18 protein-coding genes are annotated in these 23087 nt (G+C 60.6%); 4 read left to right on the plus strand and 14 right to left on the minus strand.

Annotated features, from left to right (window positions below):
- The first annotated feature begins 137 nt into the window (after nucleotides 1-137).
- Nucleotides 138-1082 carry an oxygen-dependent tRNA uridine(34) hydroxylase TrhO gene (gene trhO, locus PL599_RS09470; RefSeq protein ID WP_077984068.1) on the plus strand — a complete coding sequence of 315 codons (945 nt, stop codon included), beginning with the start codon at nucleotides 138-140 and terminating at the stop codon, nucleotides 1080-1082.
- A 228-nt stretch (nucleotides 1083-1310) separates the two neighbouring features.
- Here the strand turns inward: trhO and PL599_RS09475 are convergent, their stop codons facing one another.
- The 8 genes from PL599_RS09475 to PL599_RS09510 form a co-directional block, all read right to left on the minus strand.
- Nucleotides 1311-3554 carry a bifunctional diguanylate cyclase/phosphodiesterase gene (locus PL599_RS09475; RefSeq protein WP_162520522.1) on the minus strand — a complete coding sequence of 748 codons (2244 nt, stop codon included), beginning with the start codon at nucleotides 3552-3554 and terminating at the stop codon, nucleotides 1311-1313.
- A gap of 195 nt (nucleotides 3555-3749) precedes the next feature.
- The gene (locus PL599_RS09480; RefSeq protein WP_077984069.1) at nucleotides 3750-4529 is read right to left on the minus strand and encodes a MetQ/NlpA family ABC transporter substrate-binding protein; all 780 of its coding nucleotides are present in this window, start codon (nucleotides 4527-4529) and stop codon (nucleotides 3750-3752) included.
- Nucleotides 4530-4562: 33 nt separating this feature from the next.
- On the minus strand, nucleotides 4563-5231 hold the full coding sequence (locus PL599_RS09485) for a methionine ABC transporter permease (RefSeq protein WP_077984070.1): 669 nt from the start codon (nucleotides 5229-5231) through the stop codon (nucleotides 4563-4565).
- Complete coding sequence (locus PL599_RS09490; RefSeq protein ID WP_077984071.1) at nucleotides 5221-6261, minus strand: methionine ABC transporter ATP-binding protein; 1041 nt, start codon at nucleotides 6259-6261, stop codon at nucleotides 5221-5223. Before PL599_RS09490 ends, PL599_RS09485 begins: the two co-directional genes overlap by 11 nt.
- A gap of 368 nt (nucleotides 6262-6629) precedes the next feature.
- The gene (locus PL599_RS09495) at nucleotides 6630-7259 is read right to left on the minus strand and encodes an NAD(P)H-dependent oxidoreductase (RefSeq protein ID WP_077984072.1); all 630 of its coding nucleotides are present in this window, start codon (nucleotides 7257-7259) and stop codon (nucleotides 6630-6632) included.
- A gap of 292 nt (nucleotides 7260-7551) precedes the next feature.
- The gene (locus PL599_RS09500; RefSeq protein WP_269824846.1) at nucleotides 7552-8931 is read right to left on the minus strand and encodes a GH1 family beta-glucosidase; all 1380 of its coding nucleotides are present in this window, start codon (nucleotides 8929-8931) and stop codon (nucleotides 7552-7554) included.
- Between the two features lie 662 nt (nucleotides 8932-9593).
- Entirely contained in the window at nucleotides 9594-11444 is a 1851-nt protein-coding gene (locus PL599_RS09505) for an ABC transporter ATP-binding protein (RefSeq protein ID WP_269824845.1), read from the minus strand.
- 48 nt (nucleotides 11445-11492) lie between these two features.
- Nucleotides 11493-12656, minus strand: a complete 1164-nt coding sequence (locus PL599_RS09510) for a M20 aminoacylase family protein (protein ID WP_077984141.1) — start codon at nucleotides 12654-12656, stop codon at nucleotides 11493-11495.
- 305 nt (nucleotides 12657-12961) lie between these two features.
- Here PL599_RS09510 and PL599_RS09515 point away from each other — a divergent pair, with 305 nt between their 5' ends.
- The 3 genes from PL599_RS09515 (at nucleotide 12962) to PL599_RS09525 (ending at nucleotide 16739) form a co-directional block, all read left to right on the plus strand.
- Nucleotides 12962-14671, plus strand: coding sequence for a peptide ABC transporter substrate-binding protein (locus tag PL599_RS09515; RefSeq protein WP_269824844.1), 1710 nt, complete (start codon nucleotides 12962-12964; stop codon nucleotides 14669-14671).
- A gap of 144 nt (nucleotides 14672-14815) precedes the next feature.
- A complete protein-coding gene (locus tag PL599_RS09520) occupies nucleotides 14816-15826 on the plus strand; it encodes an ABC transporter permease (RefSeq protein ID WP_077984077.1) in 1011 nt (336 codons plus the stop codon).
- On the plus strand, nucleotides 15819-16739 hold the full coding sequence (locus PL599_RS09525; RefSeq protein WP_077984078.1) for an ABC transporter permease: 921 nt from the start codon (nucleotides 15819-15821) through the stop codon (nucleotides 16737-16739). The genes PL599_RS09520 and PL599_RS09525 overlap by 8 nt, the downstream gene beginning before the upstream one ends.
- A 129-nt stretch (nucleotides 16740-16868) precedes the next feature.
- Here PL599_RS09525 and PL599_RS09530 read toward each other — a convergent pair whose 3' ends face one another.
- The 6 genes from PL599_RS09530 to PL599_RS09555 all read right to left on the minus strand — a co-directional run bounded on the left by PL599_RS09530 (nucleotide 16869) and on the right by PL599_RS09555 (nucleotide 22954).
- Nucleotides 16869-17219, minus strand: a complete 351-nt coding sequence (locus PL599_RS09530; protein ID WP_077984142.1) for a ribbon-helix-helix domain-containing protein — start codon at nucleotides 17217-17219, stop codon at nucleotides 16869-16871.
- Between the two features lie 70 nt (nucleotides 17220-17289).
- Entirely contained in the window at nucleotides 17290-17856 is a 567-nt protein-coding gene (locus PL599_RS09535; protein ID WP_269824843.1) for a DJ-1/PfpI family protein, read from the minus strand.
- Nucleotides 17857-17953: 97 nt separating this feature from the next.
- Nucleotides 17954-19351 carry an amidase gene (locus PL599_RS09540; RefSeq protein ID WP_142913173.1) on the minus strand — a complete coding sequence of 466 codons (1398 nt, stop codon included), beginning with the start codon at nucleotides 19349-19351 and terminating at the stop codon, nucleotides 17954-17956.
- Between the two features lie 52 nt (nucleotides 19352-19403).
- Nucleotides 19404-20225: an ABC transporter permease gene (locus tag PL599_RS09545; RefSeq protein WP_003499034.1), complete on the minus strand. Its 822-nt coding sequence runs from the start codon at nucleotides 20223-20225 to the stop codon at nucleotides 19404-19406.
- Nucleotides 20222-21172, minus strand: a complete 951-nt coding sequence (locus tag PL599_RS09550) for an ABC transporter permease (RefSeq protein ID WP_173991512.1) — start codon at nucleotides 21170-21172, stop codon at nucleotides 20222-20224. Before PL599_RS09550 ends, PL599_RS09545 begins: the two co-directional genes overlap by 4 nt.
- Before the next feature lie 246 nt (nucleotides 21173-21418).
- Nucleotides 21419-22954: an ABC transporter substrate-binding protein gene (locus PL599_RS09555; protein ID WP_269824842.1), complete on the minus strand. Its 1536-nt coding sequence runs from the start codon at nucleotides 22952-22954 to the stop codon at nucleotides 21419-21421.
- Nucleotides 22955-23087: the final 133 nt, after the last annotated feature.

A 23087-nucleotide genomic window follows, 5' to 3' on the forward strand; every position in this document is an offset into this window, starting at 1 on the left:
GTCGCGCCAAGGCCGGTTTTGTAGCACGAACCTCTTCGCCTTTTGCGCCCTTCTGTCAGATATTTGACGATTTGCAAAATACACGGAACCGCCGATAAATATTGCTTTGCGACCGCCGTCCCTGTATTTCAGCGCCCATGACCGACACGACCATTCTCCCCCGCCCGGAAGTCTCTGGTGATTTCCTTGTGGCCGCGCTTTATCATTTCGCCCGCCTGCCGCGGTTCGAGAGCCTGCGCGAGCCGTTGTTCGCGCTCTGCCAGGAAAACGGGGTCAAGGGCACGCTGCTTCTGGCCGCCGAAGGCATCAACGGCACCATTGCCGGGCCGGATGCAGGCATTCACGCCGTGCTCTCCTTCCTGCGCGCCCAGCCGGAATTTACCGCGCTGGAGCACAAGGAAAGCCGTGCCTCGCACATGCCTTTCGTACGCCTGAAGGTGAAGCTCAAGAAAGAGATCGTCACCATGGGCGTGCCGGATATCGACCCGAACCGCATCGTCGGCACCTATGTCGAGGCGCGCGACTGGAACGAGCTGATCTCCGATCCGGATACAATCGTCATCGACACCCGCAACGATTACGAGACGGCCATCGGCGTCTTCAAGGGTGCAGTCGATCCGCAGACGAAAACCTTCCGCGAATTTCCCGACTGGGTGAAGAACAATCCCGGCCTGCACAACAAGCCGAAGATCGCCATGTATTGCACCGGCGGCATTCGCTGCGAAAAGGCCACCGCCTTCATGAAGGAACAGGGTTTCGACGAGGTCTATCACCTCAAGGGCGGCATCCTGAAATATCTGGAAGAGGTCCCGGAAGAAGAGAGCCTGTGGGAAGGCGCCTGTTTCGTGTTCGATGAGCGCGTCTCCGTGGTGCACGGCCTTGCCGAAGGCGACCACCAACTCTGCCACGCCTGCCGCAACCCGATTACACCGGAAGTGCGCCTGTCTCCTAAATTCGAGGAAGGCGTGTCCTGCCCGAGCTGTTACGACGAGCGCAGCGAAGAGGACCGCCAACGGTTTCGCGACCGGCAGCAGCAGATCGAACTGGCAAAGAAGCGCGGCGAGCGGCATCTGGGGCGGTAATACCGGCCGGCTATCGGACTGCATAACGGTTGGGGTTTGTTTGAGCGGGTGCCGCGTGTTTCTTCTCCCCGCCGGGGAGAAGTCCGCGGCAGCGGGGTGAGGGGGCAAGGGCGGTGAGATACGGCAACGGTGCCCCCTCATCCGACCCTTCGGGCCACCTTCTCCCCGGCGGGGAGAAGAAATGGGCCGCACCTTCAGGTGATCAAGAATGGGTGGAAGTAATCAGCCTCACGCCCCTGCCCGCAACGCAAAAAGCGGCGCGTCCTGCCCGTCCAGCAGGGCGGTGATCTCTTCCGCCGCGACCGGTTTCGAGAACAGGTAACCCTGCAATTCATCGCAGCCGCACAGATGCAGGATGGCCGCCTGCTCTTCCGTTTCCACGCCTTCGGCCGTCACCGGAATATCGAGCGATTTTGCCAGCGCCACGGTGGCCTGCAGCATTTCCAGCGACCGGCCGCCCTTATCGAGCGCGATGATCAGCGAACGGTCGATCTTCATGCGGTCGAAACCGAAACGGCGCAGATACCCGACGCTGGCGAAACCGGCGCCGAAATCGTCGAGCGCTATGTGCAGGCCAAGCTGTTTCAGCTTGTCGATGGCCGCACTCGCCCGTTCCGGATGCTGGATGAAATAACCTTCCGTCATTTCCAGCCGCAGCCTTTCAGGCGGCGTCTGCGTCATCTCGAGAATATCCGCCACATAGCCGGAGAAGGCCGGGTTGCGGAACTGCACGGGTGAGATATTCACCGAGAGCTTGATGGACGGCCATTGCTGGGCCGTCTCGCAGGCCTTGTGCAGGACGAGAAGGCCTAGCCGGTCGATTAGGCCGCTGGTTTCGGCAGCCGCAATGAAGATATCCGGCGGCACAAAGCCATATCCCGGCCGCTGCCAGCGGGCCAGCGCCTCCACCCCGGTAATACATCGTGTGGCGGCGCTGACGACCGGCTGATAAACCACCTGTATCTCATCGTTCACGATGGCGGAGCGAAGATCGGCTTCGAGTTGCAGCTTTTCCTCGCGCAATTCATCCATCTTCAGTTCATAGGACACGTAACGCCCGCGTCCGTTTTCCTTGGCCTGATACATGGCCATATCGGCGCGCCGCAGGAGCTCCTCGCCACTGATGTCGCCGGCGCGGGAAACAGAAGTGCCGATGCTGCAACCGATGCTCGCCACCCTTTCACCGATGCTGAAAGGCTCGGTAAAGAGTTCCAGCAGCGCCAGACAGAGCTTGCGGCCTTCGGCCCATACGTCATTGCCCTGAATGGCGATAGCAAATTCGTCACCGCCGAGCCGCGCCAGAACAGCGCCTTCCGGCGCCAGCACCCGGAGCGCTGCTGCGACGCCCTTGATCAGCCGGTCGCCGGCGGCGTGGCCGTAGGAATCGTTGATTTCCTTGAAACCGTCGAGATCGAGATAGAGCAGCTTGATATCCGTCTTGTCATGGCGGCCTCTTTCGACCATGCGGTTCAGTCTGGCGAAGAGCCCGGCGCGGTTGCTGAGCCCGCTCAGACGGTCGCGCAGCGCCTCCTCCCGCGCGGCCGCCTCATCCGCCTTCAGGCGGTCGAGCGTGGCCGAACCGATGATGAGCAGCACCAGAAAAAACATGCCGGCGATACCGAGCGCGGTGAAGACCACCGGCCGCGCCTCATGAAAGCTGACGTCTCCCGGCAGGTGCGAGCGCCAGACAAGCCGGGCCAGCACCTCCCCCATCGGATTGACGATATCCACATGGTTGGCCGCAGGCGTGTCGCCATATTGCAGCTCGAGACCATCGATGACGTAATTGCGGGCAAGCTTGTCAACCGTCGCCTGCTTGAGATGGCGGGCAAAAACCAGGTAACGCCGCTCCTCACCGACCGGCGGCAGTGCGCCGGATTTCATCCGCACGAGCGCGACACCCGCGGCGGCGATACCATCGGCGGTTTTGGCAAAACCGGTCACCTGCGAAGTGATGCCCGGGCGCATGGACCGCACGCGCTCGATCATTTCCCTGAGACCGCCGGCAAAATAGGCCTCCGGCTTCCACTTTACAGGCTTGCCGTCCTGATAGGCCATGCGGACGTTGCCATCCTCATCGATGACCACGGCCGTATCGAAGAGATCGTTATTGACTGTCATCTCACCATAATTGCTTGCCACCCAGTCAAAACGATCAGGGGCATAAACATATTCGGCAGCGTCGTCCCAGGCGGCGTAGTCGTTCAGGGTCGCGCCAAGCTGTTCTCGAAAAGTGACAAGGGCGCCCGCCGTCGTCTCGCGCGAACGGGCGTTGTCGAGCAGGTTCGCCTTTTCGCGGACCTGGCTCAAGGCGGACAAAACCAGCGCGGTGACGATGACAAGCACCAGCGCGAAGGTGGACAAGACCACGCCCACGGCGGTTCTGCGCCCGACCGGCAAATAGTCCCCAATGTTGCGCGGCGCAATCCGCATAAAATCCCCTTCGAAAGCATCATCTTCCGCAGGAAACATTCAGAAGCCGTTAAGCCGCCTTGTGGCCTTACCCCAAAAAACCACGGGTATAAAACGACAGTCTGACAAAGGTCCTGAAAAATTCTTCCCGAAAACGCCTGGGGTTTTTCAGGAAAGGCGGATGCGCCCGCCTTCAAAACAAAAAACCTCCCCCGCGAGCGGGAGAGGTCGTTATTTTCGCCATATGGCGGTCTCTTACCAGGACGGGATGACCGTGCCGTTGTACTTTTCCAGAATGAAGGCCTTCACTTCCGGGCTCTGGTAGGATTCAACCAGCGTCTTTACCCACGGCTTGTCCTTGTCCTGCGTACGAACGGCAATGACGTTCGCGTAAGGGGATTTTTCGCTTTCGATGGCGATGGCGTCCTTCTTCGGGTTGAGGCCGGCAGCCGTCGCATAGTTGGTGTTGATGACAGACGCGTCGGTGTCGTCAAGCGAGCGCGGCAGCTGGGCGGCGTCGAGTTCGACGATCTGGATGTTCTTCGGGTTTTCGGTGATGTCGGCAGGAGTCACTTTGAGGCCGGCCTCTTCCTTGACCTTGATCACGCCTTTGGAAGCGAGAACCAGCAGCGCGCGGCCGCCATTGGTCGGGTCGTTCGGAATGCCGACGGTTGCGCCGTCCTTCAGCTCGTCAAGGTTCTTCACCTTCTTCGAATAAACACCCATCGGGGTGGTGATGGTGGTGCCGACGCTGACGAGATCGAACTTGCGGTCAGCGATCTGGTTGTCGAGATAAGGCTGGTGCTGGAAGGAGTTGGCCTGCAGCTCGCCATCGGCCAGCGCCTGGTTCGGCACGACATAGTCGGAGAACTCGACGATATCGATATCAAGACCCTTGGCGGCCGCGATCTTCTTCACCTGTTCCATGATCTGCGCATGCTCGGCAGGGGTGACGCCGATCTTGATGGTCTCGGCCAGCGCCTGACCGGCGGTGAAGAGAGCGGCGAGCGAAGCCGCGAGAATGAGTTTCTTCATGGGTGTCTCCTTGGGTTGTTATTATAAAGGCAGTTAATTCTTGCGGGTCCGTTTGTCGAAGCTGCGGGCCAGCCTGTCGCCCGCGCTCTGCACCAGCTGCACCAGCACGATGAGCACCAGAACCACGGCCAGCATCACATCCGGCATGAAGCGCTGGTAACCGTAACGGATGCCGAGATCGCCCAACCCGCCGCCGCCGACCGCGCCGACCATGGCCGAATAACCGATGAGGCTGACCAGCGTGAGCGTGAGCGCCAGCGTGATGCCGGGCTTCGCCTCCGCCAGCAGAACTTTCGTGACGATCTGCAACGGCGTGGCGCCCATGGCGCGGGCAGCCTCGATCAGCCCCTTGTCCACTTCGCGGATCGCCGCTTCCACCAGCCTTGCGATGAAGGGAACGGTGGCGACCGTCAGCGGCACGATCGCCGCGCTGGTGCCGATGGAGGTGCCGGCGACGAGGCGGGTGAAGGGAATGATCGCCACCACCAGAATGATGAAGGGCGTGGAGCGCGCGGCGTTCACAACGAGGCCGAGAATGCGGTTGGTCATCGGCGCGGAAAACAGCTCGCCCTTGCCGCTGGTGGCAAGGAAAACGCCCATTGGCACGCCGATCAGCGAACCGACGATACCGGCAACGGCGACCATGTGAAGGGTTTGCAGCAGGCCCTTCAGCAGAAGGTTGAAGATCATATCAGGCGACATAACCGAGCACCTCCGTGTGAAGACCGGTCTCAGCATAAAAGCGATTGGCGCGGGCGGTGACATCCGCAGACGCCGGATAGGAGACGACCAGCGAGCCGAAGGGCTGGCCGGAGATTTCCTCGATTGTGCCGGCAAGGATGTTCACGTCCGGGCCGATTTCAGCGACGAGACGAGCCGTCAGCGGCTGGAAGGCCGTCTCGCCGAAAAACACGAGACGCACCAGGACACGGTCGCCTTCCGCCGCCTGCGGTTTCAGGCCCGAAGTGACCCAATGCGGCAGCTTCACACCAACAGAGGATGACAGCAGGCTGCGGGTCGTCTCGTGTTTCGGCGCAGTGAAGATATCGAACGTCGTGCCTTCCTCAACGATCAGCCCCCTGTCGATGACGGCCACCTGCGAGGCGATGGTCTTCACCACTTCCATCTCATGGGTGATGAGCAGCACGGTCAGGCCCAGTTCGGCATTGATGCGCTTCAACAATTCGAGAATGGATTGCGTCGTTTCCGGATCGAGCGCCGATGTCGCCTCGTCGGAAAGGAGCAGCTTCGGCTGGGTGGCGAGCGCACGGGCAATGCCGACACGCTGCTTCTGGCCGCCGGAGAGTTCCGCCGGATAACGCTTCGCCTTGTCGGAAAGGCCGACGAGATCGAGCAGCGGCGCAACGCGGCTTTCGATCTCCTTTTTGCCCATGCCTGATATTTCGAGCGGCAGAGCCACATTGTCGAAAGCGGTGCGCGACGACAAAAGATTGAAGTGCTGGAAGATCATGCCGACGGAACGGCGCAGCGTGCGCAGGCTCTTTTCATCGAGCGCCGCGACATCGACGCCGTCGACGACCACACGGCCGGTCGAGGGCTTTTCAAGGCCGTTGGCGAGGCGGATGAGCGTGGACTTGCCGGCGCCGGAGCGGCCGATGATGCCGGTGATGGAGCCTTTCGGCACGGCGTAGTCGATACCGGCAAGGGCTGCGAAGCCGGGCTTGCCGCCCGTGCCGCCAAAGGTCTTGGTCACGCCTTCAAACGTGACCATAGGCTCCTTTGCCGACCCTTCAGGGACCGCCTGTTCTTGGCGTGCGGGGGATGCCGCACTGGATGGAAAACTCATTGTAAACTCTGGGAATGCGTGACGGATCGGGTCTCAAAAAATCCTGTTGCGGTGCTGAACCGCTCTCTTCATGCAGCCTTCGGGCACATTCGATGACAGCTGATTTTCCGGGTCATTTCGTCAGGCTTTCACTCAGAAATGCCGGGTATCGGCAATTCGATGGCGCATACTTGCCCGCACACGCCACCTTTTAACAGGGATGTTTTTTCAATTATCTGAAAAGAGAGAAAAAATCTACCGCAAAGCCGCCACGGCGGCCCTGCGGCAGTCAAGATTTCGCGACGATATGAAAATCAGACGCGGCTGACGAATTCTTCCGCCGGACGGCGCACCTTCTTCAGGTTCACCAGCCAGTCGCCTTCCGGCTGGCGATAGCCAAGCGGCAGGATGGTGACCGAGCGTAGGCCCTTCTCGCGCAGGCCGAGGATTTCATCGAGCTTTGCCGGATCGAAACCTTCCATCGGGGTGGAATCCACGCCCTCGAAAGCGGCCTGCGCCACGGCCATGCCGAAGCCGATATAGGCCTGACGGGCGGCGTGCTCAAAATTCACCTGCTGATCGCGCTGCGGATAGGTGGAAAGCAACATCTGGCGATAGGCTTCCCAGCCTTCATTCTTGATGCCGCGTTCCTCGTTGACAAGATCGAACATGTGGTTGATCCGCTCTTCGGTGTAATTGTCCCACGCCGCAAAGACCAAAAGATGCGAGCCTTCGGTCACCTGCGCCTGGTTCCAGGCGATCTCCTGAATTTTTGCACGGACTTCAGGATCGGTGACGACGATGACTTCAAAGGGCTGAAGACCGCTGGAGGTGGGGGCAAGCCGCGCCGCCTCGACAATGCGCTCGACCTTGTCTTCGGACACCGTCTTGGAAGGGTCCATTTTCTTGGTGGCGTAACGCCAGTTGAGTTTTTCGATAAGCATGTTCGTTTTCCCTGGGAGGACCAACCCGCCCTGCCCCTTGACGGCAGAATGGGCGCTACGCTTCGTAGCCCGTCTGACATAGGGGGCGGCACAGCGGGCGCAAGCAGGCACCACGGGGTAACCGACAAAAAAGTTTGGAAAACTGATAATAAGGTGGGAGAACTTTATTGTGTGACCGCCGTGCATCCTCTCAACGTCATCCTCGGCCCTGTGCCGAGGATCTAATCACGTCGAATAAAATCAATCGGTTGCAGATCCTCGGGACAAGCCCGAGGATGACGGTGGAGAGGTATCACCCCTTCACCAAACCGTGATTGCCCGTGGGAAAGCCCGAAGCCAGCGCGCTGTACCATTTGCCGCTGTTCTTCAGCGTGCGCACCTGCGTATCATAATCCACATGCACAAGACCGAAGCGCATGCGATAGCCCTCGGCCCATTCGAAATTATCCATCAGGCTCCAGGCGAAATAACCGCGCATCGGATAACCGTCGCGGATGAGATCGGCGACGATGCCGAGATGTTCGGCGTAATAATCGAGACGCGGCTGGTCATCCACCTCGCCGTTTTCGACGCCCATATTATAGCAGGCACCGTTTTCGGTGATGTAGCATTCCGGCAGGTCGTAACGTTTATAGAGCGTTTCCACCAGCGACTGGAGCGCCGGGGCATAGACCTCCCAGCCGATATCGGTCTTCACATCGCTGACGGCCGGGGCGGGTGCAGTGGCGGGGAATTCTGCGCCTGGTGACGCATCGTCGGCGACGCGCATCGGCGTGTAATAATTCAGGCCCCACCAGTCCAGCTTCTGGCTGATGATGGAAAGGTCTTCCGCCTCCACGACGGGCATACGATCACCCAGGGCTTCCATCATCTCGACCGGATATTCACCCTTGAAGACCGGATCGAAAAACGCGCCATTGTGGAACTGGAAGGCCCGTTCGGCGGCCTTGAGATCGGCCTCGCTGTCGGTAGCCGGGATGACGGAATGGGCATTCAGCACCAGCCCCACTGGCACCTTCGGTGCGACATGGCGGGAGGCTTCCACGCCGAAACCATGGGCGAGATTGATGTGATGCATGGCGGCAAGGGCCGCCTCCATGTTGCGCTCACCCGGCGCATGAATGCCATACAGATGGCTGAGCCACACCGCGCACCAGGGTTCGTTGAAGGTCGCCACCGCATCCAGCCGGTCGCCGAGGCGGGCCATGACGGTCTTGGCATATCGCTGGAAGGCGTGCGCGGTGGAGCGCGAGGCCCAGCCGCCATCGCCCATCAGAGTCAGCGGCAAATCCCAGTGGTAAAGCGTCGCATAGGTCTTGATGCCGCGCGCCTTGCAGCCATCCACGAGGCGGTCGTAGAAATCCAGCCCCTTCTCGTTGATCGGCCCGAAACCATCGGGGATGATGCGCGGCCAGGCGATGGAGAAACGATAGGCTTCGACACCCATTTCCTTGATGAGATCGAGGTCCTCTTCCCAGCGATTATAGTGGTCGCAGGCAATATCGCCATTGTGCCGCCCGAAGACGTGACCCGGCATGTTGCAGAAGGCATCCCATATGGATGGCTTGCGGCCGTCCGCCCGGGTGGCGCCTTCGATCTGGAACGAGGCGGTCGCGACGCCGAACAGGAAATCGCCGGGGAAACGGGCGGCTAGCATTTTGGGATCGGTCATCTGCGAGGCCCTTCTCTGTCCGTCGAGCTTGAAAAGATCAGCAGCGGTTTAGACCATGTCGGCCGGCAGGTACAGTCGTGGGCGGCAGGAATCTACAACGTTTCAGGACAGGCCACTTACAAGTTCAAAGCGCTTTGCATGGGGGATTGCCGCCGCAGCGGTTTGCCGGCGGCGCAAGGCATCGACCCGGCGAATGCGGGTGGGAGATTGGAGATGGCGGAGGTTGTTGCATTCACCGGGCCGTATCGTCAGGGCAGCCAGAGCAGCCCATAGGTTACAGCCTTTTCACGGCACCTATCTGATCGGTCCTTCCCGCCTCTGGCCCGGCGGAACGCCTTTCAAAAACACGGTCTGCCAGAACCATGCTTGTCGATGCCGGCCTCCGGTTCGCGAAAGGCGCCGCGCGTATCGCCCTTCCGTTCCGGTTGCGGGAGGAATGATGCGGCCAAAATGCGGTGATGAGGATGAGAGAGGAAGTATTTTTTCGGAAGTAACTGAAAAGGAAGGCGGGGCGGCGCCGAATTGTCCTCGCCATTCAGGCAGATCGCGAGCAGCCCCCCTCACCCGACCCTTCGGGCCGCCTTTTCCCCGAAGGGTAGAAGACAACAAGGGGCAACCGCTCGCTCCGCATCAGCCCTCAGCCTGAAGCCGACATTGCTCGATCAAGCCGCTTCCTGCACCAGATGCCCCGCCGAAACCTCGCGGTAACGCCGCTCAGGCGGGACATAGTCCACCGGCCGGATCGGGCTTTTGATCTCGTCCGTCGACATGTTGCGCCGGATCTGCCGGCGCGCCGGATCCGGCACCGGAACGGCGGACATGAGCTTTTTCGTGTAGGGATGCTGCGGATTGTCGAAAACCGCCGCACGCGGCCCGATTTCGACGATCTCCCCGAGATACATCACCGCCACACGATGGCTGACGCGCTCCACCACCGCCATGTCATGGCTGATGAACAGGAACGCGAGGTTGAGGCTCTGTTGCAGGTCGAGCAGCAGATTGCAGACCTGCGCCTTGATCGAAACATCGAGCGCCGAGACCGCCTCGTCGGCGACGATGACCTTGGGGTCGAGCATCAGCGAGCGGGCAATAGCGATGCGCTGGCGCTGGCCGCCTGAAAATTCATGCGGGAAGCGCCGCATCATATCCGGGCTCAAGCCCACCTTTTCCAGAAGATCGGCCGCCTTTTCACGGGCCTGCTGCTTGCTTCCAAGGCGATGCTCGATAAAGGGCTCCATGATCGCCGTGCCGATGCTCATGCGCGGATCGAGCGAGGCGAAAGGGTCCTGGAAGATCATCTGCACGCTGCGGCGCATGGTGCGCAACGTTGTCTTGTCTAGCTTCAGCACCTCGTAGCCGTCGAGCATGACATTGCCGGATGTCGGCTCGATCAGCCGGGTGATGGAGCGGCCCGTGGTGGACTTGCCGCACCCCGATTCGCCCACGAGAGAAAGAGTTTCGCCCTCGGCGAGATCGAAGGATACCTTTTCCACCGCATGCACGGCGCCGGATTTGCGGCCGAAAAGGCCGGATCGAATATCGAAACGGGTGGTGAGGTCCTTGACCGAAAGAATGGGCGTGCGGCCTCCGGAGACCGTGTCCTTCACCTCAGCGACAGGCTGGCTTTCGCCGGTCTTGATATCGATGATCGGGAACCGGGCCGGCAGCACGCGCTCCTTCATCGAGCCGAGCTTCGGCACCGCCGAAAGCAGCGCCCGCGTATAAGGGTGGCGGCCGCGATGGAAGATGTCGTCGGTGGCGCCGGTTTCCACCACATCGCCGCGGAACATGACGATGGTGCGGTCCGAAACTTCCGCCACAACACCCATATCATGGGTGATGAAGAGGACGGACATGCCCTCCTCTTCCTGCAATTGCTTGATCAGGTCGAGAATCTGGCCCTGAATTGTCACATCGAGCGCCGTTGTCGGCTCGTCGGCGATCAGCAGCTTCGGTTTGGAGGCGAGCGCCATGGCGATCATCACGCGTTGCCGCATGCCGCCGGAAAACTGGTGCGGATAATCGTCGAAACGGTTCTTCGCATTGGGAATACGGACCTTCTCCAGCAGGCGGATGACCTCTGCCTTCGCAGCGGATGAGGAAATATCCTGATGCACGGTCAGCGCCTCGGCGATCTGCTTGCCGATCGGGAAGATCGGGTTGAGGCTGGTCATCGGCTCCTGGAAGATCATTGAGATGTCCTTGCCGCGAACCTTGCGCATCTCCTCTTCCGGCAGCGCCAGCAGGTCGCGCCCGCCGAGCATGACGTTGCCTTCGATACGGCTCGTCTTTTTATCGAGGAGCCGCATGATGGAGAGCGAAGTGACGCTTTTGCCCGACCCGCTCTCGCCGACGATCGCCACCGTTTCGCGCGGCGCGATCTCGAAACTCATGTTGCGGACCACCGATTTCCAGCCGCCATCGACGCGGAAGGATGTGGTGAGATTTTGAACCGATAAAACCGGGCTTACCGAACCGCCGGTCTGTTCCATGGACGTCGCCGCCAAAAGCATGCCAATCTCCTGAAAAGCAGAAGGCGGCCATGAAGGCCGCCGGGTGTCTTACGCAGCAAGCGCGGTTTCGGCCATCGAAACCCAGTAGCTGATGCCGTAAGGCAGCGCATCGTCGTTGAAATCATAGGCCGCATTGTGCAGCCCGGCGGTATCGCCGTTGCCGATGAAGATGAAGGCGCCAGGACGCGCTTCCAGCATGTAGGAAAAATCCTCCGCCCCCATATGCGGGTTGGGGTTGGTGTTGACGGCGTTCGCACCGGCCACGCCCATCGCCACGCCGGTCGCGAATTCGGTTTCGTCACTGTGGTTGAAGGTGACGGGATAACCGCGATGATATTTCACTTCGACGGTCGCGCCATGTGCCATGGCGGTGGCGGTCGCCACTTCCTTCAGGCGCTTTTCGGCGAAATCGCGGGTTTCCGGCAACAGCGTGCGCACCGTTCCCGTCAACGTAACGGCGCCTGGAATGACATTGACGGCCGTGCCGCCATGGGTGGTGGCGACGGTGACGACCAGCGATTTCAAAGGGTCCGTCTCCCGCGAAACGATGGATTGCAGGGCGATGATGACATGCGCCGAGGTCAAAACCGGATCGATGGAAAGATGCGGCGCGGCCGCATGGCTGCCCTTGCCGGTGATGACGATTTCGAAACTATCCGCCGCCGCCATGGTCGACCCCTTGCGGATGGCGAATTGCCCGACCGGAATGCCCGGCTCGTTATGCATGCCATAGACCTGCGAAATGCCGAATTTCTCCATCATTCCGTCGTTCAGCATGGCGAGCGCGCCCGCGCCGCCCTCTTCCGCCGGCTGGAAGATCACCGCCACGGAGCCCTTGAAATTGCGGGTCTCTGCCAGATATTGCGCCGCACCCAAAAGCATGGCGGTATGCCCGTCATGACCGCAGGAATGGGCCTTGCCGGGCGTCTTCGAAGCCCAGGGCTTTCCGCTCGTCTCGAGGATCGGCAGTGCGTCCATGTCGGAGCGGAAACCGATGGTCGGGCCATCCCCGTGCCGGCCCTTGATGATGCCGACCACGCCGGTCTGGCCGATGCCGGTCTCGACCACGTCGCAGCCGAAGGATTTCAGCTTTTCCGCCACGAATTTCGATGTTTCGAAGACATCGTAGAGGAGTTCCGGGTGTTCATGCAGATGGCGCCTCCAGCCGGCAACTTCTTCCTGCATTTCAGCCACACGGTTCAATATCGGCATTCTCTTTTTCCCTTTTTTTGTTCCCCGCCGGGTTGTCGGACGCCATATTGCGTTTGGAATTTCTCGTTTTGCAAGCATGAAATTTGCTGCATGAGCGAAAAATAGGCCCAAAACTGAATGGCTCAAAATTTGTTCACCAAAGAGACATTGGGACTTGCATTTCAAAAAAACTGACAATAGCATCGTCGGGAATGGAGGAATATTCCTTAGCAAAGTCAAATAGTTAGAAAAACAGACCTTGCGTGCGACGACGGGAAAAGCGTCAAACATTCAAACAGATAAAATCCAAAAAGGGGAAAACCACAATGAAGAAGCGCAGCGTTCTCTTTGCCAGCACGGTGGTGGCCATGGCCTTTGCAGGCTCTGTCGCCCATGCCGAGCGCGGCAGTGACGGCGAACTGAAAATCCTGTTCTGGCAGGCCGTATCGACACTTAACCCTTATCTTTCCGGTGGCACGAAGGAAGTCTACAGCTCGTCCATGGTGATTGAGCCGCTGGCGCGTTACGACGAAAAGGGCGAGCTGGTGCCGATGCTGGTCACCGAAATTCCGACGATCGAAAATGGCGGCGTCGCGAAGGATCTGCTCAGCATGACCTGGAAGCTGAAGAGCGATGTGAAATGGTCGGATGGCACGCCGTTCACCGCCGAGGACGTCATTTTCACCTGGAAATATTGCACCGCACCGGATGGCGGCTGCGCGCAGGCGGCGCAATATGAGGGCGTGAAGAATGTCGAGGCCGTCGACGACCACACCGTCAAGGTCAGCTTCACCGAACCGAAACCTTACCCCTACTCCGCATTCGTGGGCGCGCAGTCGCCGGTCATCCAGAAAAAGCAGTTCGAAAACTGCGTCGGCGCCGCAGCCCCCGGCTGCACATCCGCCAATTTCGGCCCCATCGGCACCGGACCCTTCGTGGTCAAGGATTTCAAGCCGAATGACGTGATCAGCTTCGTCGCCAACACCAATTACCGCGACCCCGCCAAGCCCGCCTTCGCCACAGCGACCCTGAAGGGCGGCGGTGACGCCGCTTCCGCCGCACGCGCCGTGCTTGAAACCGGCGAATTCGATTATGCCTGGAACATGCAGGTGGAGCCGGAAATCCTCGCCACCATGGTGGCCGCCGGCAAGGGCAAGCTGGAGACCGCCTTCGGCACCCAGGTCGAGCGTATCAATCTCAACTGGTACAATGCCGATCCTTCGCTGGGCGACAAGCGCTCCACCAAGCAGGCCGGCCCGCACCCAGCCCTTTCCGATCCCGCCGTGCGCCGTGCGCTTTCGCTCGCCATCGACCGCGATATCATCGACGAAGCGGGTTATGGCGAAGCGGGCAAGCCGACCTGCAACATCGTACCGGCTCCGGAAGCCGTCGCTTCCACCAAGAATGACAGCTGGTGCCTGAAGCAGGATGTGGAAGGCGCAAACAAGCTGCTCGACGACGCCGGCTGGGTAAAGGGCGCAGACGGCATCCGCGCCAAGGATGGCGTGAAGCTTTCTTTCCTCTACCAGACCTCCACCAACTCGGTTCGCCAGGCCACGCAGGAACTGGTGAAGGATATGTGGTCGCAGATCGGCGTCGCTGCGGAACTGCGCAATGTCAGCGCCTCGGTCTTCTTCGGCGGTGACCCGGCAAGCCCGGACACCTTCCAAAAATTTTATGCCGATGTCGAAATGTACACCAACAATTTCGACGGCACGGACCCGGAAAAATATCTGGCGGAATGGCTGTGCGACAAGATCCCGGCCCCGGAAAACGGCTGGCAGGGCCAGAATATTCCGCGTTATTGCAACCCGGAATTCGACAAGCTGGTGGGCGAACTCTCCAAGACCGCCGAGCTTGACAAGCGCGCCGAGCTTTCCAAGCAGCTGAACGACATGCTGACGGAAGAAGGCGCGCATATTCCGCTCATTCACCGCGGCAGCGTTTCCTCGCATTCGCTGACGCTGGAAGGCGTTCGCATGAATGCCTGGGACTCGGAACTCTGGAACGTCGCGGACTGGTCCCGCAAGAAGTAACACGCGGATGCGCCGGCTTCTCCCCCGGGAGAGGCCGGCCTTCTGCATGCCCCAGGACCATGATCTGAAGACACATTTGCCGCGTTCATGGCGAAAACGATCCCGGTTTTCGTCGCGCCGCGCTCTGGGTCTGGAGAGTTTCAGATGTTTACCTTTACGCTCCGGCGGCTGGCCTTTGCCGTCCCGACGCTGCTTGTCATCAGCTTCGTCATCTTCGCGCTACTCGATCTTGCGCCGAACGATCCGACCGGCGACCTGCCGCTCACCATCCCGCCGGAAGTGCGCGAACAGATCCGCGCCTCGCTCGGCCTCGATCAGCCTTTCTTCATCCGCTATCTGATGTGGCTGCAGCAATTCTTCATCAACGAACCGCTGAACCTCCTGGAAAAGCTGACCGGCTGGCAGATCGGCGATGGCAGCCGCATGCGGGTGCTCTCCTGGGCGACACGCAGCCCGGTGGTCGATCTCGTCATTCAGCGCATGCCGCAGACGCTGTGGGTGGTGGGCCTCGCCTATCTTTTCGGTGCGCTGCTGGCGATCCCGATCGGCGTCGTCTCCGCCTACAAGCAATATTCGATCTTCGACCAGATCGGCACCTTCGTTTCCATGGTCGGTTATTCGGTGCCGACCTTCTTTACCGGCGTGCTGCTGGTCGTCATCTTCAGCTCCTACCTGCAATGGTTCCCGTCGGTCTACGACACCAATCTGCAAGTCAGGGACTGGGCGAGCTTCGTGGCACAGGTGAAGCAGATGTTCCTGCCGGTGCTGGTGCTGACGCTCTATAATGTCTCGCAGATCAGCCGCTTCGTGCGCGCCTCCATGCTCGACAATCTGCATCAGGATTATGTGCGCACCGCACGCGCCAAGGGCGTGAAGGAAAAATCCGTGCTGCTCATCCACGTGCTGCGCAACAGCCTGATTCCGGTTGTGACGGTGATTGCGCTCGGTGTGCCGACCATTTTTTCGGGCGCCATCATCACCGAGCAGATATTTCGCGTGAACGGGCTTGGCCAGTTGCTGATCACCGCGGTTCAGGGCGCAGATATTCCGCTGGTGCAAACGCTGACCTTCATTTTCGCGGTGCTGATCGTGCTCTTCAACCTGATTGCCGACGTGCTGTACGGCATTCTCGACCCGAGGATCCGCTATGACTGACGCCACTATAGAAGGCCCGACGGTTGCGGCCACCCCCACACAATCCGCCCTTGCCGACATGTGGAAACAGTTCCGCGTTCACAAGGGCGGGGTGGCGGGCCTCTTCGTCTTCATCTTCATCCTGCTGGCGGTCTATGTCGGCCCCTATATCCACACCGTTGCGCCCAACGCCATCAATGTGAAGGCGCGCAACCAGTGGCCGTCGCTCGCACATCCTTTCGGCACCGATAATCTCGGCAAGGACATGCTGGCGCAGGTTCTGGCCGGCGGGCGTATCTCGCTTGCCGTCGGCATCACCGCCATGCTGCTGGCGCTGTTCCTCGGCACGCTGGTAGGTGTTCTATCGGGTTACTTCCGCAGGCTGGACGGCCCCTTGATGCGGCTGACCGACCTGTTCCTGGCCCTGCCGCTTTTGCCGCTGCTGCTTGTCATCCTGATGCTGTTTCGCGATACGCTGCGCGCGGCCTTCGGGCCGGAAACAGGCATCTTCATCCTGATCGTGTTCGTGATCGGGATAACCAGCTGGATGCATACGGCCCGTATCGTGCGCGGCGATGTGCTGACGATCAAAAGCCAGGAATTCATCATCGCGGCGAAATCGAGCGGCATGCGCGAATACCGCATCATTCTCAGGCATATATTGCCGAATGTGCTGAGTTCGATCATGGTCTCGGCCACGCTCGGCATTGCCGCCGCCATCATCACGGAATCGGCGCTGTCCTTCCTCGGCCTCGGCTTCCCCTCCGATTTCCCGACCTGGGGACGGCTGCTATTCGATGGCGCGAACTTCCTGCAATTGACGCCCTCGCGCGTGCTGTGGCCGGGCCTGGCGATTTCGCTGACTGTTCTGAGTGTCAACTATATCGGTGATGCGGTGCGCGATGCGCTCGACCCGCGCTCGCTGAAGAGCTGAGGGGAATCGTCTAACCATTACCACGTCATCCTCGGGCTTGTCCCGAGGATCTAATCACGTCGAAAAAAACGATACGTCGGCAGATCCTCGGGACAAGCCCGAGGATGACGTCGAGTGTACTGTGACCAACTAGTGATAATTCACCTGCTCCGCCTCAAGGATGCTGTCGGCATCCAGTGCCGCAATCGGAACATCTGTCCGTGCCGGAATATCGCCGGAAAGCTGAAGCGCCAGATAACGCCCGCAGCAGACCCGCAGGAACGAGGTGAAGTTGCCGAGATCGTGCCCGGCATCGATCGATTCATTATAAAGCTTGGCGATGAGCTGCACGCTGTTCATGTCGTCACGCCGCGCGATCTCGTCCAGCGTCGCCCAGAAGAAATTCTCGAGCCGCACGCTGGTGACCATGCCATCGATCCTGAGCGACCGCGTATGGCTCTCCCAAAGCGCCGGGTCTGCCTTGATGAAAAGCTTACACATGGTTTCCTCCCTCACAACGCTTGAAAGATAGGCGGAAAACGGGACCGGAAAAAGCCCCGTCTCCCCGTTCTCATTTGCCAAGCACGGCCATGAATTGCGAAAGCCAGGCCGGATGCGCCGGCCATGCGGGCGCCGTCACCAGTTTGCCGTCGGTAACGGCCGCATCGATGGCGATATCGGCATAGGTGCCGCCCGCCAGTTCCACTTCGGGGCGGCAGGCGGGATAGGCCGAACAGGTGCGGCCCTTCAGGACGTCGGCGGCCGCGAGCAATTGCGCGCCATGGCAGACGGCGGCCACCGGCTTGTCGGCCTCGAAGAAATGTTTCACCGCCGAAAGCACATCCGCATTGAGCCGCAGATATTCCGGCGCACGGCCGCCCGGAATGACCAGCGCATCGTAATCCGCAACCTTGATATCGGCGAAGGTGGCGTTGAGCGCAAAATTATGGCCGCGTTTTTCCGAATAGGTCTGGTCGCCCTCGAAATCATGGATGGCCGTGGCGATGGTCTGGCCCGCCTTCTTGCCGGGGCAGACGGCGTGCACCGTGTGGCCGACCGCCAGCAGCGTCTGGAACGGAACCATCGTCTCATAATCCTCGGCGAAATCGCCGGCGATCATCAAAATCTTCTTCGGCATGTCTTTTCCTCCCGTTTTCGAATGCCTTTGAGCACCCTAACAGGCGGGATCGAGATGTGGGTATTATGGCAATACTACAGGACCGATAAAGCTGGGATCAGCGGACCTGCGGCGGCTGTGGCCAGCGCCGCACGCCGCCGCCCCAATTCTCGAAGGCTTTTGAAAGCTTCAGCACGAACAAATCCTCGTAACGCGGCCCGACGATCTGCAAGCCGATGGGCATGCCCGATCTGGAGAAGCCGCAATTGATCGAGGATGCCGGCTGTTCCGACATGTTCCACGGGACCGTGAAGGCGATATGTTCGAAGGGCCGTTGGGGATCGTTGGTGGGCGAGGCCCAGTCGGCCGGATAGGACACAATAGGATTGACCGGTGAAATCACCGCATCCACCTGCTGCATCAACCGCCCGCACGCCTTACGCATTTCCATGGTCTGGTTGAAACCGAAAACGGCGCGCGCGCCGGAGACATCCGCGCCCTTCTGCGCCCATTCATGAATATAGGGAAGGATAGCGGCGCGACGGTCGGCGCTCAGCGCCGCCATGTCGCCCCAGAACTTCGCCCGCCAGAAATCGTCCAGCCCGTCCAGCATCTCGCGTGTCAGCACCGGCTCGACCGGGATGACGATGGCGCCCGCCGCCTCGAACAGTTTCGCGGCGGAAAGCACGGCGTCGCGCACCTCATTTTCCAGCGGCAGGCCGCAGCCGGCATCCAGCATCAGGCCGATTTTCCGGCCCTTCACATTAATATCGAGGTTCATCCAGTCGATATCGTTGGGCGGCAGCGCCGTGCCGTCGCGCCAGTCGGGCCGCGAAAGCGTCGCCATGGCGTAGGCGGCGTCGGCAACGCTGCGGGTCATCGGCCCGGCGCAGCGGCCGGTATAAAAGGGATCGACCGGGATACGGCCCTGGCTCGGCTTGAAACCGAAGAGGCCGGTCCACCCCGCCGGCAGCCGCACCGAGCCGCCAATATCCGTGCCGATATGCAGCGTGCCGTACCCCGCAGCCCCGGCCGAGGCCGCACCGGCGCTGGAACCGCCGGGGTTCTGGGTGGGGTCCCACGGATTGCGGCTGAGCTTGTGGAAACTGGAAAGGCCGGAGGAAAGCATGCCGTAATCCGGGCAGGTCGTCTTGGCGTAAATAATCGCGCCATCCTCACGGCAGCGGGCGGCCACCGGCGCGTCCTCAACCGCCGGCACCAGTTCCACCGCTTTGGTGCCAAGCGGCACGGGATGGCCTTTCGTGGCGATCAATTCCTTGAGCGAGACCGGAATGCCATCGAGGGCCCCGAGCGTTTCGCCCTTTTGCCAGCGCTCCGTCGAGGCCAGCGCCTGCCTTCGTGCATCCTCTGGATCATAGGCGTAAAGCGCGTTCACCACCGGTTCGAAAGCATCGATACGCGCTTCCACCGCCTGCCAATATTCGGATGGCGAAAGCTTCTTATCCGAGTAAAGCGCCAGGATTTCGAGCGTGTTGAGGTCTATGAGATCGGTCATGGCATCGTCTCGTCAGAAAACAGGAAATAGGGGCGATATCGGCTTGAAACGGTCAGCTTGTATCGCGCGGGTCCAGCAGGTCGCGCAGGCCATCGCCGAGAAGATTGAGGCCGAAGACGGCGAGCGCAATCGCAAGGCCGGGCATGATGGCAAGCCAGGGTGCTGTTCCGAGATAGGTCTGGGCATCGGCCAGCATCCTCCCCCAGGTAGCGGCGGGCGGCGGCATGCCGAGACCGAGGAAAGAAAGGCCGGCTTCCGTCAATATCGCAAGACCGAGCTGGATCGTCACCTGCACGATGATCTGGTTGGAAATATTTGGCACGATATGGAAAAGCGTGATCTTGGCGCGGTTCTGGCCGATGCTGGTGGCGGCGGTGACATATTCCCGCGACCATATCTGCAACGCCGCCCCCAGCGTCAGCCGGGCAAACACAGGCACCATGAAGGTGGCGATGGCGATGATGGCGGTGAAACGGCCCGTGCCGATGAAAGCGCCGAGCATCATCGCCGACAGGATGGGCGGCACGGCGAAGATGATGTCGCAGATGCGCATGACCACGGTTTCGGTGAAACCGCGCAGCGCCGCAACCGCAACGCCGATGGTCGTGCCGATAAATGCGCCGATGGCGACGGCGGCGATGGAGGTGGACAGCGAGTTCCACGCACCGGCCATCAGCATCGACAACACGTCGCGGCCGAAATGATCCGTGCCGAGCCCCCCATAAACGAAGGGCGATTTCAGCTTCTGAACGATCTGCATCTTTGTGGGGGACACCGGCGTCCAGACCAGCGACAGCAGGGCGACTGCGACCAGAAAGACCGTGACGGCGATGCCGACGGCAAAGGCGGGGCGGCGGCGGATCAATCGCATCATCGCGCACCTGCCCGCAGTCTCGGATCGATGAAGAGATAGGCGATATCGACCACGAAATTCATGACGATCACCAACGCCGAGAAGAACAGCACGACGGATTGCATGACGACGATGTCGCGCTGGGTCAGCGCCTGATAGGCAAGCCGCCCGAGGCCCGGCAGGTTGAAGACATTCTCCACCAGCACCGCGCCGGCAATGAGGAAGGTGAATTGCAGGCCGATCATGGTGACGACAGGGATCATTGCATTCGGCACCGCATGCCGCCACAGCGCCACCCGCTCGCTCAGGCCCTTGGCGCGTGCGGTGCGCACGAAATCCTCATTCATCACTTCCAGCACGGCGGAGCGGCACACACGGGTGAGAACCCCGGCCTGCGACAGCGCCAGCGCGACCGCCGGAAGGATGAGCGCCGTGAGACCCGCTGAAAAGTTCGGCGTCCAGCCGGGAAAACCGCCGGCCGGCATCCAGCCGAGCGTGGTGGAAAAGACGATGATGAGCAGCAGCCCGACCCAGAAACCGGGCACGGCAATGCCCACATGCGAAAATAGCCCGGCCGCAAAATCCAGCGCCCCGTTGCGGCTCCTCGCCGCCGCCACGCCGAGCGGAATGGCGATGGCCACCGAAAGGCAGACGGCCAGCAGCGCAAGCGGCAGGGTAACGGCCAGTCGCTCCAGGATCAGCCCCGCAACCGGCACGCCATAGGTATAGGATTGCCCGAGATCGCCATGAAACACGCCGGCCAGCCAGTGGAGATAACGCAGCGGCAGCGGCTGATCGAGGCCCATCTGCTTCTGCAGCGCCGCGAGCGTATCGGGGCTCGCCGAGGTTCCGAGCATGATGGCCGCCGGATCGCCCGGCAGCAGGCCCATGACGATATAGATGATGAGGGAAACGGCAAACAGCGTGATGACGAGGCTTAAAAGACGCCGGATGAGGACGGCTAACATCTGGCATCTTCTCCTTGCTTGGTTTTGTAGCCGGATATCGTGGAGAGATTTGCTGTCATCTCGCGCATTCTTCCCTCATCCCTGTTCCCCGGAACATGCCCGAGGATGTCACAGGGATACAGTCGACGCGCGTCCGCGCGGCGGAAAAACTCACCTCAGCCCAAGGACTTGGGCTGGCTGGATTCCTGTGACGAGCACAGGAATGAGGTGGAGGAGAGGAGTGCGCCCCGCCATTCACGACAAAAGTCACTCTTCCCAATGCACATCCGTCAGCACATTCGAGGGAATCGGCTCGTTTTCCCAAAGCCCCTTCACCTTCTTGTCCCAGACGCCGAGTTTCGGCATGACGAAAAGAAAAAGAGCGGGTACATCTTCCGCGAGGATTTTCTGGGCTTCGCCATAGAGCTTCTCCTGCTCGCCGGCATCCGCCGTCTTTTCGACATTCGCCACGACCTCATTGAAGCCCGGGTTCTTGTAATTGAAGTAGTACGGGTCGCGCGCGTAGATATCGATATCCATCGGCTCCGCATGGGCAACAATGGTCATGTCGTAATCCGCGCCTTTGAGAACATCCGCAACCCATTTCGCCGGAAATTCGGTGGTCTCGATGGTCATGGTCACGCCGATTTCGGCAAACATAGCCTGCAGGATCTGCGAGGTGCGCTGGGCATAGGCCATTTGCGGCGCCTTGATGGTGAAGTTGAAGCCATCCGGATAACCGGCTTCGGCAAGCAACGCCCTGGCCTTGTCGATATCGTAGGGATGTACCCCGGTCGTATCGATATAGCCGCGATCATTCGGCGTGTAATGGCTGCCGATGGCAGTGCCGAAGCCGGACCAGGCGCCTTCGATCACCGTGCCGCGATCCACCGCCATCATCAGCGCCTGACGCACGCGCTTGTCGTCGAACGGCTTGCGGGCATTGTTCATGCCCGCCACGACCTTGAGTTCGGTATTGCCGACGAAGGTGCCAAGGCGCGCATCGCCATCGAAGGAGGTCATCAGTTCCGGTGCGCCGAATTCCGGGAAGGCATCGATATCGCCGGACTTCAGTGCCGCGGCCTGCGCCTGCGGGTCGGAGACGAAACGGAAGGTCGCTTTCTCCAGCTTCACCGCCACGGCCTTGTCCCAATAGGCGTCGTTCTTCTGCAACTCGACCTTGTCGCCCTTGGCCCAGTTCACGAATTTGAACGGGCCGGTGCCGACCGGCGTGGTGCGGTTATTCTCGGCGCTTTTCGGCGCCACCATCACGGAGGCCGGCCAGCCGAGCCAGTAGAGAAGGCTACCGGCCGGCTGCTTCAGCTTCAGCACCAGCGTTGCGGCATCCGGCGTCTCGATACTGTCAATGGCAGCGAAGAAGCGTTTCTGCGGATTGACCGAGCTTTCGCCACGCGCCCGATCCAGTGAAAATTTCGCGACAGAGGAATCGAAAGCCTCGCCATCATGGAAGGTAACGCCCTTGCGCAGCTTGAACGTATAGGTCTTGCCATCAGGGGAAATTTCCCAGCTTTCGGCAAGCTGAGGCCTCACCTTGCCTTCGCGGTCGATCTTCACCAGACCTTCAAAGACATTCTGCCAGGTGACCTGGCCGATGGCCACGGGCGCGGCGGTGGTCGGATCGAGGCCGGCCGGCTCGACGGCCATGCCAAGCGTCAGCGTGGTTTTTGGCGCGGCTTCGGCCACCGTTACCGAAAGCGGCAGCCAGAGCGCCGTGCCTAATGCGAGGGTCAGCGCGGCGCGGCGCGAAAGCGTTGCCGCCTGCGAAAGATAAGTGCGTGGCATCATTGTCCCCTGTCTGGCGGCCGGGGCATTTTTGCCCTTCCGAAGACCGCCCGTTGCAAAAAGAGTGTCATGTTGCAGGCGCACACACAATCTCGATTTTTGTGTGCTCCGTGTAGCTGAAATGGCTACACGC

This window comes from Agrobacterium sp. ST15.16.055 (assembly GCF_027956555.1).
GTDB lineage: Bacteria > Pseudomonadota > Alphaproteobacteria > Rhizobiales > Rhizobiaceae > Agrobacterium > Agrobacterium salinitolerans.

Excerpts from the sequence above, each read along its gene's own strand:
- trhO (WP_077984068.1), top strand. The coding sequence starts at position 138 with ATGACCGACACGACCATTCTCCCCCGCCCGGAAGTCTCTGGTGATTTC.
- PL599_RS09475 (WP_162520522.1), bottom strand. The coding sequence starts at position 3,554 with ATGTTTCCTGCGGAAGATGATGCTTTCGAAGGGGATTTTATGCGGATT.
- PL599_RS09480 (WP_077984069.1), bottom strand. The coding sequence starts at position 4,529 with ATGAAGAAACTCATTCTCGCGGCTTCGCTCGCCGCTCTCTTCACCGCC.
- PL599_RS09485 (WP_077984070.1), bottom strand. The coding sequence starts at position 5,231 with ATGTCGCCTGATATGATCTTCAACCTTCTGCTGAAGGGCCTGCTGCAA.
- PL599_RS09490 (WP_077984071.1), bottom strand. The coding sequence starts at position 6,261 with ATGGTCACGTTTGAAGGCGTGACCAAGACCTTTGGCGGCACGGGCGGC.
- PL599_RS09495 (WP_077984072.1), bottom strand. The coding sequence starts at position 7,259 with ATGCTTATCGAAAAACTCAACTGGCGTTACGCCACCAAGAAAATGGAC.
- PL599_RS09500 (WP_269824846.1), bottom strand. The coding sequence starts at position 8,931 with ATGACCGATCCCAAAATGCTAGCCGCCCGTTTCCCCGGCGATTTCCTG.
- PL599_RS09505 (WP_269824845.1), bottom strand. The coding sequence starts at position 11,444 with ATGCTTTTGGCGGCGACGTCCATGGAACAGACCGGCGGTTCGGTAAGC.
- PL599_RS09510 (WP_077984141.1), bottom strand. The coding sequence starts at position 12,656 with ATGCCGATATTGAACCGTGTGGCTGAAATGCAGGAAGAAGTTGCCGGC.
- PL599_RS09515 (WP_269824844.1), top strand. The coding sequence starts at position 12,962 with ATGAAGAAGCGCAGCGTTCTCTTTGCCAGCACGGTGGTGGCCATGGCC.
- PL599_RS09520 (WP_077984077.1), top strand. The coding sequence starts at position 14,816 with ATGTTTACCTTTACGCTCCGGCGGCTGGCCTTTGCCGTCCCGACGCTG.
- PL599_RS09525 (WP_077984078.1), top strand. The coding sequence starts at position 15,819 with ATGACTGACGCCACTATAGAAGGCCCGACGGTTGCGGCCACCCCCACA.
- PL599_RS09530 (WP_077984142.1), bottom strand. The coding sequence starts at position 17,219 with ATGTGTAAGCTTTTCATCAAGGCAGACCCGGCGCTTTGGGAGAGCCAT.
- PL599_RS09535 (WP_269824843.1), bottom strand. The coding sequence starts at position 17,856 with ATGCCGAAGAAGATTTTGATGATCGCCGGCGATTTCGCCGAGGATTAT.
- PL599_RS09540 (WP_142913173.1), bottom strand. The coding sequence starts at position 19,351 with ATGACCGATCTCATAGACCTCAACACGCTCGAAATCCTGGCGCTTTAC.
- PL599_RS09545 (WP_003499034.1), bottom strand. The coding sequence starts at position 20,225 with ATGATGCGATTGATCCGCCGCCGCCCCGCCTTTGCCGTCGGCATCGCC.
- PL599_RS09550 (WP_173991512.1), bottom strand. The coding sequence starts at position 21,172 with ATGTTAGCCGTCCTCATCCGGCGTCTTTTAAGCCTCGTCATCACGCTG.
- PL599_RS09555 (WP_269824842.1), bottom strand. The coding sequence starts at position 22,954 with ATGCCACGCACTTATCTTTCGCAGGCGGCAACGCTTTCGCGCCGCGCC.